The 13,284-nt window shown below is 70.0% G+C and carries 16 protein-coding genes; 10 read left to right on the top strand and 6 right to left on the bottom strand.

The genetic code is table 11. The features are described 5' to 3' along the window. Positions 1–122: 122 nt before the first annotated feature. Both STRCI_RS04295 and STRCI_RS04290 read right to left on the bottom strand, forming a co-directional pair. Positions 123–890 (bottom strand): VOC family protein, encoded by a 768-nt coding sequence (locus STRCI_RS04295; protein WP_269657476.1) that lies wholly within the window; start codon positions 888–890, stop codon positions 123–125. A gap of 79 nt (positions 891–969) precedes the next feature. Further along, entirely contained in the window at positions 970–1,362 is a 393-nt protein-coding gene (locus STRCI_RS04290; protein ID WP_269657475.1) for a VOC family protein, read from the bottom strand. 73 nt (positions 1,363–1,435) lie between these two features. Between STRCI_RS04290 and STRCI_RS04285 the strand changes: the two genes are divergently transcribed. Then, positions 1,436–1,972 (top strand): GNAT family N-acetyltransferase, encoded by a 537-nt coding sequence (locus STRCI_RS04285; protein WP_269657474.1) that lies wholly within the window; start codon positions 1,436–1,438, stop codon positions 1,970–1,972. Between the two features lie 3 nt (positions 1,973–1,975). Here the strand turns inward: STRCI_RS04285 and STRCI_RS04280 are convergent, their stop codons facing one another. After that, a complete protein-coding gene (locus STRCI_RS04280) occupies positions 1,976–2,659 on the bottom strand; it encodes a glycerophosphodiester phosphodiesterase (RefSeq protein ID WP_269657473.1) in 684 nt (227 codons plus the stop codon). A gap of 393 nt (positions 2,660–3,052) precedes the next feature. On the opposite strand from STRCI_RS04280, the gene STRCI_RS04275 reads away from it, so the two are divergent. The 5 genes from STRCI_RS04275 to STRCI_RS04255 all read left to right on the top strand — a co-directional run bounded on the left by STRCI_RS04275 (position 3,053) and on the right by STRCI_RS04255 (position 7,659). Continuing rightward, complete coding sequence (locus STRCI_RS04275) at positions 3,053–4,450, top strand: DUF6421 family protein (protein ID WP_269657472.1); 1,398 nt, start codon at positions 3,053–3,055, stop codon at positions 4,448–4,450. A 35-nt stretch (positions 4,451–4,485) separates the two neighbouring features. Further along, positions 4,486–5,238: an SDR family oxidoreductase gene (locus tag STRCI_RS04270; RefSeq protein ID WP_269657471.1), complete on the top strand. Its 753-nt coding sequence runs from the start codon at positions 4,486–4,488 to the stop codon at positions 5,236–5,238. Beyond that, the gene (locus STRCI_RS04265; RefSeq protein WP_269657470.1) at positions 5,235–6,305 is read left to right on the top strand and encodes a threonine aldolase family protein; all 1,071 of its coding nucleotides are present in this window, start codon (positions 5,235–5,237) and stop codon (positions 6,303–6,305) included. The genes STRCI_RS04270 and STRCI_RS04265 overlap by 4 nt, the downstream gene beginning before the upstream one ends. An 81-nt stretch (positions 6,306–6,386) precedes the next feature. Beyond that, the gene (locus STRCI_RS04260; RefSeq protein ID WP_269657469.1) at positions 6,387–6,959 is read left to right on the top strand and encodes a transglutaminase-like domain-containing protein; all 573 of its coding nucleotides are present in this window, start codon (positions 6,387–6,389) and stop codon (positions 6,957–6,959) included. A gap of 13 nt (positions 6,960–6,972) precedes the next feature. Continuing rightward, positions 6,973–7,659, top strand: coding sequence for a B3/B4 domain-containing protein (locus STRCI_RS04255; protein ID WP_269657468.1), 687 nt, complete (start codon positions 6,973–6,975; stop codon positions 7,657–7,659). A 12-nt stretch (positions 7,660–7,671) separates the two neighbouring features. Here STRCI_RS04255 and STRCI_RS04250 read toward each other — a convergent pair whose 3' ends face one another. Beyond that, positions 7,672–8,400 carry a lysophospholipid acyltransferase family protein gene (locus STRCI_RS04250; RefSeq protein ID WP_269657467.1) on the bottom strand — a complete coding sequence of 243 codons (729 nt, stop codon included), beginning with the start codon at positions 8,398–8,400 and terminating at the stop codon, positions 7,672–7,674. Positions 8,401–8,587: 187 nt separating this feature from the next. After that, on the bottom strand, positions 8,588–9,004 hold the full coding sequence (locus STRCI_RS04245; protein ID WP_269657466.1) for a DUF4395 domain-containing protein: 417 nt from the start codon (positions 9,002–9,004) through the stop codon (positions 8,588–8,590). 76 nt (positions 9,005–9,080) lie between these two features. On the opposite strand from STRCI_RS04245, the gene STRCI_RS04240 reads away from it, so the two are divergent. From STRCI_RS04240 to STRCI_RS04225, 4 genes are all read left to right on the top strand, one after another. Then, on the top strand, positions 9,081–9,494 hold the full coding sequence (locus STRCI_RS04240; protein ID WP_269657465.1) for a TlpA family protein disulfide reductase: 414 nt from the start codon (positions 9,081–9,083) through the stop codon (positions 9,492–9,494). Between the two features lie 115 nt (positions 9,495–9,609). Beyond that, on the top strand, positions 9,610–10,119 hold the full coding sequence (locus tag STRCI_RS04235) for a flavin reductase family protein (protein ID WP_269657464.1): 510 nt from the start codon (positions 9,610–9,612) through the stop codon (positions 10,117–10,119). Positions 10,120–10,338: 219 nt separating this feature from the next. Next, on the top strand, positions 10,339–11,127 hold the full coding sequence (locus tag STRCI_RS04230) for an electron transfer flavoprotein subunit beta/FixA family protein (RefSeq protein WP_269657463.1): 789 nt from the start codon (positions 10,339–10,341) through the stop codon (positions 11,125–11,127). 53 nt (positions 11,128–11,180) lie between these two features. After that, positions 11,181–12,143, top strand: a complete 963-nt coding sequence (locus STRCI_RS04225) for an electron transfer flavoprotein subunit alpha/FixB family protein (RefSeq protein WP_269657462.1) — start codon at positions 11,181–11,183, stop codon at positions 12,141–12,143. Positions 12,144–12,221: 78 nt separating this feature from the next. Here STRCI_RS04225 and STRCI_RS04220 read toward each other — a convergent pair whose 3' ends face one another. Next, entirely contained in the window at positions 12,222–13,124 is a 903-nt protein-coding gene (locus tag STRCI_RS04220; protein WP_269657461.1) for an endonuclease/exonuclease/phosphatase family protein, read from the bottom strand. Positions 13,125–13,284: the final 160 nt, after the last annotated feature.

The following is a 13,284-nucleotide window of genomic DNA, read 5'->3' as shown; positions in this document are numbered from 1 at the left end:
GGTCGGCTGGAGACTGCCCGGACCATGCGGCGCGCACGCGAGCGCAAGGGTGTACACGGGGAGCACTGGCGGGAGCACGGCAGGTCAGGGCAGATGTTCCACGGGGGAACTCGCGGCGTGGTTCAGTCTGCGTCGTCCGGAGAGCGGTAGACGCCGAACACCGCGCCCTGCGGGTCCCGCAGCAGCGCGATCCGGCGGCCCCCGGGCAGCGAGGTCGGGTCCATCAGGACGCTGCCGTCCGCGTGGACCGTGTTGGTGGCGACGGCGTCGACGTCTGTCACTGCGAAGTACGGCAGCCAGTGCGAGGGCACCTCGGGCGGGAACTTCTCGTCCATCGCCACCATGCCGCCGAAGTCGGCGCCGTCGATGCCCCACTGGGTGTAGTGCTCGGAGGCGTTGACGCTCCAGCCGAACAGCGCGCGGTAGAAGGCCACCGCCCGGTCGGGGGCCCGGGTCATCAGCTCCACCCAGCCGAGCGTGCCGGGCGCGTTGAACAGGCCCGCGCCCGGGAAGGCGCGGGCCTGCCACAGCTGGAAGGCGGCCCCGGCCGGATCGAGGACCACGGCGAACCGGCCCACGTCGAACACGTCCATCGGGCCGACCAGCACCGTCGCGCCCGACGCCTCGGCCTGAGCGGCGGTGGCATCGACGTCGGCCACCCGGAAGGACACGTTCCAGGCGACCGGCTGGGACTCCTGGTACAGCGGGGAAAGCGCCGCGACCGCCGCGTCGCCGAGGTGGGCCACGGTGTAGCCGCCCGCCTCCTGGCGGGGGTCGGTCTCGGTACGCCAGCCGAAGAGCCGGGTGTAGAAGCTCTTGGCGGCCTCCACGTCACTGGTCCCCAGCTCGGTCCAGCAGGGGCCGCCGATCACCGGCTTGTCGAGGTTCATGGCGTTCCTTCCGAGCGCGCGACCCCCTGAAGCACGCTAAGCCCCGCACGGCACCCGGGCCATCGGAGAAGAGCCGGGGCTAGATCCCCGGCCGGTACCGCAGCGGATGGTCCTTCGGGGTCTCCACCAGCGCGATCCGCGTACCGTCCGGATCCGCGATCCACATCTCGATCAGGCCCCATGGCTCGCGCACCGGCGGCCGGACGATCTCCACGCCCTTGGCCCGCAGCTCCTCGTGCGCCGCCTCCGCGCTCTCGACCTGGAGCCAGAGCTGGAGCGCGGGGGAGGGCGGGGCCTCGGAGCGGCCGGAGACCTCCAGGAAGCCGCCGCCGAGGAAGTAGACGGTGCCACGCTCGGGGCCGGTGCCGAACTCGCGCTGGATGGCCAGGCCCAGCTGGTCGCCGTAGAAGGCGCGGGAGCGGTCGGGGTCGACGGGATGGAGCAGGATTCTGCTGCTGAGTACATGCACCATGATCCCGGAGGGTAGCGGCCGCGCGTTACTCTCGTCCCTGCCCGTGCAGTGCCGAGAAGTGGAGACGCGCCCCATGGAGACCGCCGCCGCACTGACCTTCCGCGACGCCACCGACGCCGATGTCGACGCGCTCGTCGCGCTGATCGAGTCGGCCTACCGCGGTGACTCCAGCAGGGTCGGCTGGACCACCGAGGCGGACATCCTTCAGGGCCAGCGCACCGATCCGCAGGGCGTGCTGGAGGTTGTCAAGGCGACCGACAGCCGGCTGCTGACGGTCGAGCGGGACGGCCGTATCGTCGCCTGCTGCCAGCTCGAACACCGCGGCGCCCACGCCTACTTCGGCATGTTCGCGGTCAGCCCGACCCTCCAGGGCGCGGGCCTCGGCAAGGTCGTCATCGCGGCGGCCGAGCGCGCCGCCCGCGAGAGCTGGGGCGTCACCGAGATGCACATGACGGTGATCTCGGTGCGCGAGGACCTCATCGCCTGGTACGAGCGCCGCGGTTACCGCCGTACGGGAAAGATGACCCCCTTCCCGTACGGCGACGAGCGCTTCGGCATCCCGCAGCGCGACGACCTCCAGTTCGAGCTGCTGACCAAGGAACTCGGCTGAGCCTCAGGCCGTGAAGCGGCCCGTGCGTTTGATCTCCGGGTAGTCGGTGGTGGCGCCGTCCAGCTCCAGGGCGCGTACGAGACGCAGATGGTCCTGGGTGTTCACCACCCAGCCGACGATCCTGAGGTCGGCCTCGCGGGCCGCCTCCACGACTTCGAGGGTGATCCGGCGGATGTTCAGGCAGACCGTGCCCGCGCCCGCCGCCACGGCCCGCTCCACGATGTCGGTGCCGTAGCGGCTGCCGATCAGCGCGGTCCGCACCCCCGGGACCAGCCGGGCGATCTCGGTGATCGCCTCGTCGTGGAACGAGGACACCTCCACCCGGGAGACCAGGTCCCGCCGGTCCATCACCCCGGCCAGCGCCCGAGCCGCGGCCACGTCCTTGATCTCGGCCTGGAGCGGCGCCGCCACGGCGTCCAGCACCTCCTCGAAGACCGGCACCCGCTCGCCCTTGCCCGCGTCCAGGGCGCGCAGCTCCGCGAGGGTCTTCTCGGCGATGGGGCCGTTTCCGTCGGTCGTGCGGTCCACGTCGGCGTCGTGCATGACGACGAGGTGGCCGTCCTTGCTCAGGTGCAGATCGAGTTCGATGACGTCGAGGCCGGCCTGCTGGGCGGCGACGAAGGAACGGAGGGTGTTCTCGGGTTCGATACCCATCACTCCGCGGTGACCGATGGTAAGGAAGTTCAAGGTTCGACTCGCTTCCGTCGACGGCGGCTCGGCACGCGCACGACCGGAACGGGGCGTTCGCGTGGCAGGGCCGCAGCCTAACCGCCGGGGCCCCGGATGAAACCCGTGCGTACACCGGGGATCGGCCCCGTGGACGCAAGGATCCGGCCAGTACCTGGACTGTGCTCGCGCGTGGCCCGCCCGGGCCGTCACCCGGCCGTGGGCGAGTCCGACGGGCATTGACCGGCCGAATCGTTGCGCCTACCCCGCACGAGTGCCCTTACCCCGTCCCGCAGGAAAAAATTCGGTGACGATAGGGGTTGCGCAGGATAATTTCCTGAGGTGCCACTTGCTGAGAGAAACCTCGTATGCCTACGGTGTCCTTACGCGAGGTTCTCCCGTGGAGGATGGGACATGACGGAAATTCTTGTGCAGTCGGGTATGGGGGAGCAGGTTCCTCCTGCGGCCAGGGTGGTGGAGCACCCGGCATGGCCCGTGCTCAAGGATGCCGTGGAGCAGATTCGGCCATGGCAGTCCACTGACGGGTCGATCGACCTCCGGGCCGAGGGCGCCCCGGCCGCCGCCGACGCCGAGGCCGCGGTGGCCCGGATCGTGACGGCCGTCGAGGAGCTCTCGCCGCTGCTGCCGCACGATGCGGCCTACCACGAGGCCCTGATGAAGGACCTGACCCGGTGGGCCGAGAGCGGCTTCGAGGTGCCGGACTTCCTGGACTCGCTGCTGGCCTTCCAGCCCGCCGCGAACCGTGCGGACGGCCTCCAGCACCTGGTGCTCTTCCCGATGTACACGCAGAACGGCAACCCGGACCGCAATCTGGAAGCCGTCGTGCTGCGCATGGTCTGGCCCGAGTGGCTGTCCGAACTGGAGCGCACCCGCTACGACAACCCGCTGTTCTGCGGCATCAAGTTCGAGGACTTCACGGCCGGTTACGACACCAACTCGGCCGTGCTCTTCCCCGAGACGATCGCCGTGCGCGAGGCGCCGGAGCGCTTCACCTGGGGCGGGATCTTCTGCGACCGCGAGGCCGCCCGCTTCCGCCGGGTCACCGAGGCCGCCGTCGAGACCCTGGGTCTTGAGCTGCCCGAGGACATCGCCGCGATGGTCCACGACCAGACGCGCTGCGAGGAGGCGTTCGTCCTGTGGGACATGGTCCACGACCGTACCCACAGCCACGGCGACCTGCCCTTCGACCCCTTCATGATCAAGCAGCGCCAGCCGTTCTGGATGTACGGCCTGGAGGAGCTGCGCTGCGACCTCACCGCCTTCAAGGAGGCCGTGAAGCTGGAGGCCGAAGGCGTCCCGCAGGCCCGTGACGTGCAGTACGCCGTGCTCTTCGACCGGATGTTCCGCTTCCCGCTCACCGGCGACCGCAACCGCAACTACGACGGCCTCGGCGGCCAGCTGCTCTTCGCCTACCTGCACAAGCACGACGTGGTGCGGTGGACCGACAACAAGCTGTTCATCGACTGGCAGCGCGCCCCGCAGGTCACCAACGAGCTGTGCGCCGAGATCGAGACGCTCTACCGGGACGGCATCGACCGGCCGAAGCTCGTCCACTGGTTCGCCGGGTACGAGCTGGTCTCCGGATTCCTCTCCCCGCACCCCGGCTCCAAGTGGGCCAAGGGTCCGGACGCCCTGGACCTGACCCTGCCGCCGCGCAAGCTCGTCGATGACGTGCTTCCGGACGAGTTTCCGCTGAGCATGTTCTATGAGGCCCTGTCCAAGAAGCTCAAGAACGTGATCGCCTCCACCAAGGGCATCACGGCGGACAGTGCCGAGCGGGTCGCCGCGTGAGCGACCTTTCTCAGGACGTGGCTCAGGAGGGCAACATGGCGAACGGGAACGGGCCGCTCAGCGGCGCGGTGATCGCGGTGGCCGGGGCGGGCGGACCGGCCGGACGGGCGGCTCTGCTCAAGCTGGCCGAGGCGGGTGCCACCGTCGTGGGCGCCGACAATGACCCCGAGCGGCTGGCGGAGGCCGTCGACGCGGCCCGCTACGCCGCGGGCGGCGCCACCGTCATCGGTGAGCCCGTCGATCTGCTCGACCTGGACTCCACCCGTGACTGGGCGACCAGGATCGAGAAGGAGTTCGGCCGGGTGGACGGCCTGGTCCACCTCGTCGGCGGCTGGCGGGGCAGCGAGACCTTCGTGAAGACCAGCCTCGACGACTGGGACTTCCTGGAGCTGCTGCTGATCCGCACCGTGCAGCACACCTCGCTGGCCTTCTACGAGGGCCTCCAGCGCAGCGAGCACGGCCGCTACCTGCTGATCAGCGCCGCCGGTGCCTCCAAGCCCACGGCCGGCAACGCCGCGTACGCCGCCGCCAAGGCCGCGGCCGAGGCCTGGACGCTCGCGCTGGGCGACGCCTTCCGCAAGGCCGGGGGCGCCGAGGGCCCGACGTCGGCGGCTGCGATCCTGGTGGTGAAGGCGTTGGTGCACGAGGCGATGCGCGCCGAGCGGCCCAACGCGAAGTTCGCGGGCTTCACCGATGTCACGGACCTCGCCGAGGCCATCGTCGGCGTCTGGGACAAGCCCGCCGCGGAAGTGAACGGACAGCGTCTGTGGCTCACCGAGAAGCCGTGAACCCCCCGAAGACCGATGCGCGTCGCCACCACGACCCGGAGCTCCGCGGTTTCGCCAGCGACAACTACGCCGGCGCCCACCCGGAGGTGATGGCCGCCCTGGCCGTGGCCAACGGCGGCCACCAGGTCGCCTACGGCGAGGACGCGTACACGGAGAACCTCCAGGGGATCATCCGCAGCCACTTCGGTCCTACGGCGGAGGCCTTCCCGGTCTTCAACGGCACCGGCGCCAACGTCGTCGCGCTCCAGGCGGTCACCGACCGCTGGGGCGCGGTGATCTGCGCCGAGAGCGCGCACATCAACGTCGACGAGGGCGGCGCCCCCGAGCGCATGGGCGGCCTGAAGCTGCTCACGGTGCCCACGCCGGACGGCAAGCTCACCCCTGAGCTGATCGACAGGCAGGCCTGGGGCTGGGAGGACGAGCACCGGGCGATGCCGCAGGTCGTCTCGATCACCCAGAGCACGGAGCTGGGCACGCTGTACACGCCCGAGGAGATCCGCGCCATCTGCGAGCACGCCCACGCGCACGGCATGAAGGTGCACCTGGACGGCTCCCGGATAGCCAACGCGGCGGCCTCGCTGAACGTCCCGATGCGGACCTTCACCAACGCCGTCGGCGTCGACATCCTCTCCCTGGGCGGCACCAAGAACGGCGCCCTGTTCGGCGAGGCGGTCGTGGTGATCAACCAGGATGCCGTCCGCCGGATGAAGCATCTGCGCAAGCTGTCCATGCAGCTCGCCTCCAAGATGCGCTTCGTGTCGGTGCAGTTGGAGGCGCTGCTCGCCAAGGACCTCTGGCTGCGCAACGCCCGGCACGCCAACGAGATGGCGCAGCGGCTCGCCGAGGGCGTCCGCGCGGTGCACGGCGTCGAGATCCTCTACCCGGTGCAGTCCAACGGCATCTTCGCCCAGCTCCCGCACGACGTGAGCGAGCGCCTCCAGAAGCGGTTCCGGTTCTACTTCTGGGACGAGGCCGCCGGTGTCGTGCGCTGGATGTGCGGCTTCGACACCACCGAGGAGGACGTGGACGCCTTCTTGGCGGCACTGAAGGAGGAGATGGCGCGCTAGCCACCTCCCACTCTGCATAGGTATGCGGTCACCCGAAAAAGAATTGACGATCGGGTGATCGCATTCCTATGCTCTGCCGCCATGGAGCTCATCCAGGAAACCCCCGACCTCTCCGCCTACTTGACCCCTGACGAGGTCATCGACCACGAGCATCCCGTGGTGCGGCGGACCGCCGCCCGGATCGCTGGGCAGGCCGAGGACTCGTATGCCTATGCGCGACTGGCCTTCGAGTTCGTACGGGACGCCATCCCGCACTCCCAGGACTCCGGAGACCTCCGTGTCACCTGGCGCGCCTCCGACGTGCTGGAGTCCGGCACGGGCACCTGTTACGCCAAGTCCCATGCGCTGGCGGCCCTGTTGCGGGCCGAGGACATCCCGACGGCGCTGTGCTACCAGAAGTTCGACGTGGTCCACGGTCTGGTGGCGGTCCGGTTCAACGGTGCCTGGCACCGGCAGGATCCGCGGGGCAACAAGCCCGGCGTGGACGCCCAGTTCTCCCTGGATGGCGAGCGGCTGGCCTTCCCGGTGGACCCGGAGTCCAATGAACTGGACTATCCAGTCCTGTATGCTAAACCACACCCGGCCGTCCTGAGTGCCCTGACGGGCGCGACCGACCGGCCGCACCTGTGGCAGATGCTCCCGACCGCACTCTGAGGCAAGGCGGACCATGACCCTCACGCTGACCGTGTCCGACGAGGTGCGCGCCCTCGCGCCCGGCTTCACTCACGTCGCCATCGAGGCCCACGGACTCGTCAACGGCCCGAGCACCGACGCCGGTTCGGCGCTCCTCGACGAGGCGGCCCGCCGTCTGGCCGTACGTCTGGACGGCCGCGCCCCGCACGAGGATCCGCACATGGTGGCGTGGCGGCAGACGTACACGGCCTTCGGGTCCAAGCCGTCGCGCACTCGCAACTCCGCGGAGGCGCTGGCGAAGAGGGCCCTGTCGGGTGCCGGGCTGCCCCGGATCAACCTGCTCGTCGACCTCTACAACGCGATCAGCGTGGCGCATCTCATCCCGGTCGGCGGGGAGGACCTCGACTGCGTCCAGGGCGGTATGCGGCTCGTCCGCGCCACGGGCGAGGAGTCCTTCGTGACCGTCGCCGACGGCGCCGAGGCGGTCGAGCACCCCGACGCCGGTGAAGTGGTGTGGTGCGACGACACCGGCGTGACCTGCCGCCGCTGGAACTGGCGCCAGGGCCCACGCACCCGCCTGACCGAGGAGTCGGTCTCGGCGATCTTCCTGCTGGAGGGCATGGCCCCGATGCCGGTGGCGGAGGTGGAGCGGGCGGCGGCCGAACTGGCGGAGTCGCTAGAGAAGTTCAGCCCAGGAGCCCGGCTCAGCGTTCGTACCTAGGGGCCCGAACAGCTACCGCGCTTCGGCCTCGCGCACCTGCTCAGGAGTGGGCGCCGTACCGCCGAGATGCGCCGGCATCCACCACGTGTCGCTCGCGTCCTTGGGCCGCACCGGATACGCCCGCTGCGCGGCCTCCAGCAGCTCCTGCACCCGCTCCCGCAACTGCCGGGTAATCGCGCCCGCGTACTTGTCCTTGGACGCCTCGAGCGCCTCGCCGACCCGGATCGTCACCGGGGTGTGGCTGCGCTTGAAGTTCTTCGGGTGCCCCTTGGTCCACAGCCGCTGGGTTCCCCACACGGCCATCGGGATCAGCGGGACACCGGCCTCCTGGGCGAGCCGCGCCGCACCCGACTTGAAGCTCTTCAGCGTGAACGACTGGGAGATCGTCGCCTCCGGGAAGACGCCGATGATCTCGCCGGACCGCAGTGACTCCAGCGCGTGCTGGTAGGCGGCCTCACCCTGCTTGCGGTCCACCGGGATGTGCTTCATGCCGCGCATCAGCGGACCGGAGATCCTGTGCCGGAACACCGACTCCTTCGCCATGAAGCGCACCAGTCGCTTCTGGGGGAGCGCCGCCAGGCCGTTGAAGATGAAGTCCAGGTAGCTGATGTGATTGCTCACCAGCACGGCACCGCCCGAGCGCGGGATGTTCTCCGAACCCTTGCAGTCGATCTTGAGGTCCCACGCCTTGAACATCGTGAGGGCGAGACCGACGACGGGACGGTAGACAAGCTCTGCCATGGACGGGGTGGACCCTTCCTTCTCTGCCCGGGAAGGTTGCTCCCGGCGGGAAAGTTACGCAGCCGTAGGTTTACGGCATGTCGCAGATCGTGCCCCAAGAACGAGCGGGGAGCCAGCCCTGGTGCCGGTGTACGGCGAGATCCTCGTCACGTACCCCCTTGATCCACCTCGTGCTTTTGCGGCGGCTTTACTCCGCGCGGACGGTGACGCGCCGCACCAGGAGGTACAACTCGCAGCCGAGGCAGTACCCGAAGGCGGCGTTGAGGAACGCCGCAGCCAGCGCCGCCCCGGTGGCCGCGAGACCCAGCCACTCCGGCCCGAGGGTGAGGCCGACCAGTCCGAGACCGGCGAAGAGCAGCCCCACCGCCTGCGCGAACCGCGGCGGCTCCGGCGCCTCGAAGTCGGTCGGCGGCCCGAGCCGCGGCCGTACGACGGCGCGAAACAGCCATCCGTACGGCGACTTGGCGACCCCGCCCGCCGCGCCCAGCGCGAACGCCAGCGTCTGCCAGGCCAGCAGCCAGGCGCTCCCGGTGACCAGTACCACCGCCAGCACGGCGGTCGTCACGGCGGCCCCGAAGCGCGGACCCCTTGCGTCGATGTCCATGAATCAAGCATTCCGCATGGCGAAGACCTGACGGAAGGCGGGAATCTTTGCAGTCTCATGAACGCTTCAGCAGTCGATGACCGGACTGGTGGTGTGCGTGGCGGTGCTCGCGGCGGCGAGCGTCCTCGGAGTGCTGCAACGGCGGCGGAGCGGGAGAGTGCGGGTGCGCGGGCGGGACGAGGGCAAGCGGCTGGGGCCGGCGGAACTGGGCGGGCAACTCGGCGAGCGGGCCACGCTCGTGCAGTTCTCCAGCGCCTTCTGCGCCCCCTGCCGGGCGACGCGGCGCATCCTGGGCGAGGTGGCCGGGATGGTGCCCGGGGTCGCCCATGTCGAGATCGACGCCGAGGCCCGGCTCGAGCTGGTGCGGGAGCTGGGGATCCTCAAGACGCCCACCGTGCTGGTGCTCGACGCCGACGGGCGGGTGGTGCGCCGGGCCACCGGACAGCCGCGCCGCGCGGACGTCATCGCGGCCCTCGGTGAAGCGGTGTGACCGGCGCGGATCCGACAGTGAGTCATCTCCCACATCGCCGCCCGCACTTGACTGTACGCGCCAACTATCGTCAGTCTGACGGGATGTCCCCCGCGCTCGCCCTCCCCAGGTGTCCATGACCGCCACGCCCGATGTCGACGCCTCCCGGCTCGCCTCGTCCGACCTGCTGCGTTCCGTCTTCCGGCGGCACGCGGCCGGAGTCGCGGCGATCACCGCCCGCGGCGAGCACGGCCCCGTCGGCTTCACCGCCACCTCGCTCACCTCGGTCTCCGCCGAACCCCCGATGCTCTCCTTCGGCATCGGCACCGGTTCCTCCTGTTGGCCCACGCTGTCCGGGGCGGCGTATGTCGGTGTGCATCTGCTCGGCGAGCACCAGCGGGAACTGGCGGCCACCTTCGCCCGCAGCGGCGCCGACCGCTTCGGACCGCCCACCGCCTGGCGCGAGGGTCCCGAGGGCGTCCCCGTCCTCGACGACGTCCCCGCCTGGCTGATCTGCCGGATCACCGCGCGCGTGCCCGCCGGGGATCACCGCATCGTGCTGGCGGAAGTCCTGCGCGGCCATCACGCGGGCCCGGGGCGCCCCCTGCTGTACCACCAGGGCCGGTTCACCGGCCTGCGCGACTGATCCAGGAACGGACAGTTCTGCGAAGTCGTCCAGTTCCGATTACGCTGCGTTGCGAAGGTCACAGTTCAAAGCGCTTGCTTAGCGGGAACGAACTGGGTGTACTGACGAGTAATATTTCGTTCGGAGCGCAGGTCGCCCCGAGCGGGAACGGCCGCTTCAGGCGCCTATGCTGCCTGCAAGAAGGCAGCAGAGAAATGACGATGCAGTAGGAGAGCCGGCGTGAGCTTGAGGATCGTTGTCACTGTGAAGTACGTGCCCGACGCCACTGGCGACCGGCACTTCGCCGATGACCTGACCGTCGACCGGGACGACGTGGACGGTCTGCTCTCCGAGCTCGACGAGTACGCGGTCGAGCAGGCGCTGCAGATCTCCGAGAACTCGGACGACGACGTCGAGGTCACCGTCCTGACCGTGGGCCCGGAGGACGCCAAGGACGCGCTCCGCAAGGCCCTTTCGATGGGTGCCGACAAGGCGATCCACGTCGAGGACGACGACCTCCACGGCACCGACGCCATCGGCACCTCCCTGGTGCTGGCGAAGGCGATCGAGAAGGCCGGCTACGACCTGGTCATCTCCGGAATGGCCTCCACCGACGGCACCATGGGCGTCGTGCCCGCGCTGCTCGCCGAGCGGCTGGGCGTCCCGCAGGTCACCCTGCTCTCCGAGGTCTCGGTCGAGGACGGCACGGTCAAGGGCCGCCGCGACGGCGACGCCGCCTCCGAGCAGCTGGAGGCTTCGCTGCCGGCCGTCGTGTCGGTCACCGACCAGTCGGGCGAGGCGCGTTACCCCTCCTTCAAGGGCATCATGGCGGCCAAGAAGAAGCCGGTGGAGTCCTGGGACCTGGAGGACCTGGAGATCGAGGCCGAGGAGGTCGGTCTGGAGGGCTCCTACACCGTGGTCGACGCCGCGGCCGAGCGTCCGGCCCGTACCGCCGGCACGATCGTCAAGGACGAGGGCGAGGGCGGCAAGCAGCTCGCTGAGTTCCTCGCGGGCCAGAAGTTCATCTAAGGCCCAACCCCCTTACCGCCCCTCAGACTTCGCATTCGCAGGAGAGCAATCCCATGGCTGAAGTTCTCGTCTACGTCGACCACGTGGACGGTGCCGTCCGCAAGCCCACCCTGGAGCTGCTGACGCTGGCCCGCCGCATCGGCGAGCCGGTCGCCGTCGCGCTGGGCAACGGCGCCGCCGACACCGCCGCCGCCCTCGCCGAGCACGGCGCGGTGAAGGTCCTCACCCACGAGGCCGCCGAGTACGCCGACTACCTGGTCGTCCCGAAGGTCGACGCCCTCCAGGCCGCCTACGACGCCGTCTCCCCGGCCGCCGTGCTGGTCCCGTCCTCCGCCGAGGGCAAGGAGATCGCCGCCCGTCTGGCGCTGCGCATCGGCTCCGGCATCATCACCGACGCCATCGACCTGGAGGCCGGTGACGAGGGTCCGGTGGCCACCCAGTCGGTGTTCGCCGCCGCCTTCACCACCAAGTCCCGGGTCGCCAAGGGCACCCCGGTCATCACGGTCAAGCCGAACTCGGCCGCCGTGGAGGCCGCCCCGGCCGCCGGTGCGGTCGAGGCGCTCGCGGTCACCTTCTCCGCGCAGGCCACCGGCACCAAGGTCACCGCGCGCACGCCGCGTGAGTCGACCGGCCGCCCCGAGCTGACCGAGGCCGCGATCGTGGTCTCCGGCGGCCGCGGTGTGAACGGCGCGGAGAACTTCGCGATCATCGAGGCGCTCGCCGACTCCCTCGGCGCGGCCGTCGGTGCCTCGCGTGCCGCCGTCGACGCCGGCTGGTACCCGCACACCAACCAGGTGGGCCAGACCGGTAAGTCGGTCTCGCCGCAGCTGTACATCGCCAACGGCATCTCCGGCGCGATCCAGCACCGTGCCGGTATGCAAACCTCGAAGACGATCGTGGCGGTCAACAAGGACGCCGAGGCCCCGATCTTCGACCTGGTCGACTACGGCGTGGTCGGCGACCTCTTCGACGTCGTCCCCCAGCTCACCGAGGAGATCAAGACCCGCAAGGGCTGATCACCGCCGGGCTGTACGAGGCCCCCGCGACCGCTCCGGCGGTGGCGGGGGCCTCGGCGTGTCCGGGCCCGGGCCGGGTCAGCCCAGGGTCAGGGACGCCTGCACGGGCAGATGGTCGCTCGGGAACTGGCCGTCCACGGCGAAGGTGTTGATGGTGGCCCGGTGCACGACGCCCGGTGTGGTGAGGATCCAGTCGATGCGGTCGCCGTTCGGGACCAGCGGACGGTAGCCGTGGAAGGTCGCGTAGAGGTCGGAGCGTTCCGCGGCCGTGTCCCAGGTGTCGAGCAGGCCTGCGCCCAGCAGGGTGCCGTAGACGACGTTCTTGTGGGCGGCGACGTTGAAGTCGCCGGTCACCACGACCGGCAGGGCCGGGTCGAAGCCGCTGATCCGCTCGCCGATCAGGGCCGCGCCGCGTTCGCGTGCGTACTGGCCCCGGTGGTCGAAGTGGGTGTTCATGACGTAGAACTCCCGGTCGCCGTCGCGCAGATCACGGAAGCGGATCCAGGTCACCATGCGGGGGAAGGCGGCGCCCCAGGTGTTCGAGCCGATGGCGTAGGGGGTGTCCGAGAGCCAGAAGTGGTCGTACTCCAGCGGGCGGACGCGCCGGGTGTCGTAGAAGATCGCCATGGATTCGTCGGCGCTGCCGTGCAGCCGTCCGGTGCCCAGCCAGTCGTAGTGCCGGCCGAGGTCTGCGTCGATGTCGAGCAGTTGCGGGAACAGGCCCTCCTGGGTGCCGATGACGTGCGGGGCCTCGCGGCGCAGCAGCTCGCGCATCACCGGTCTGCGCACCGCCCAGCTGTGCGGTTCGGCGGTGCTCGCGAAGCGCAGGTTGAAGGACATGACCTCCAGGCGGCGGCGCGGCCGTTCCTCCGCCGCGGCGGACTCGGCGGGCAGTGCTGTACTGGAGAGGGGCGTGGTGACCGCGGCGGCCAACGCGGCCTTCAGGCCCAGACGGCGCGTGACTCGGCTGTGGTTCGGCACTCGGGCTCCTTCGGTGGGAACTGCCGGACGAGTCGTGCGGACGTGCCCAATGAGTGTCATAGCGTGCCATGAGGTGGACGTGAACATGGCGAGATGGCGGAGTGGCTCCCCGTGGACATGGTGTTGACCATCGGGAAGGTCCCCGGATAACTTCATTCAA

Origin of the sequence: Streptomyces cinnabarinus (assembly GCF_027270315.1) — a bacterium.
GTDB lineage: Bacteria > Actinomycetota > Actinomycetes > Streptomycetales > Streptomycetaceae > Streptomyces > Streptomyces cinnabarinus.
This window is presented reverse-complemented; position numbering and strand designations above follow the sequence as displayed.

Excerpts from the sequence above, each read along its gene's own strand:
- STRCI_RS04295 (WP_269657476.1), bottom strand. The coding sequence starts at position 890 with ATGAACCTCGACAAGCCGGTGATCGGCGGCCCCTGCTGGACCGAGCTG.
- STRCI_RS04290 (WP_269657475.1), bottom strand. The coding sequence starts at position 1,362 with ATGGTGCATGTACTCAGCAGCAGAATCCTGCTCCATCCCGTCGACCCC.
- STRCI_RS04285 (WP_269657474.1), top strand. The coding sequence starts at position 1,436 with ATGGAGACCGCCGCCGCACTGACCTTCCGCGACGCCACCGACGCCGAT.
- STRCI_RS04275 (WP_269657472.1), top strand. The coding sequence starts at position 3,053 with ATGACGGAAATTCTTGTGCAGTCGGGTATGGGGGAGCAGGTTCCTCCT.
- STRCI_RS04270 (WP_269657471.1), top strand. The coding sequence starts at position 4,486 with ATGGCGAACGGGAACGGGCCGCTCAGCGGCGCGGTGATCGCGGTGGCC.
- STRCI_RS04260 (WP_269657469.1), top strand. The coding sequence starts at position 6,387 with ATGGAGCTCATCCAGGAAACCCCCGACCTCTCCGCCTACTTGACCCCT.
- STRCI_RS04255 (WP_269657468.1), top strand. The coding sequence starts at position 6,973 with ATGACCCTCACGCTGACCGTGTCCGACGAGGTGCGCGCCCTCGCGCCC.
- STRCI_RS04250 (WP_269657467.1), bottom strand. The coding sequence starts at position 8,400 with ATGGCAGAGCTTGTCTACCGTCCCGTCGTCGGTCTCGCCCTCACGATG.
- STRCI_RS04245 (WP_269657466.1), bottom strand. The coding sequence starts at position 9,004 with ATGGACATCGACGCAAGGGGTCCGCGCTTCGGGGCCGCCGTGACGACC.
- STRCI_RS04240 (WP_269657465.1), top strand. The coding sequence starts at position 9,081 with ATGACCGGACTGGTGGTGTGCGTGGCGGTGCTCGCGGCGGCGAGCGTC.
- STRCI_RS04235 (WP_269657464.1), top strand. The coding sequence starts at position 9,610 with ATGACCGCCACGCCCGATGTCGACGCCTCCCGGCTCGCCTCGTCCGAC.
- STRCI_RS04225 (WP_269657462.1), top strand. The coding sequence starts at position 11,181 with ATGGCTGAAGTTCTCGTCTACGTCGACCACGTGGACGGTGCCGTCCGC.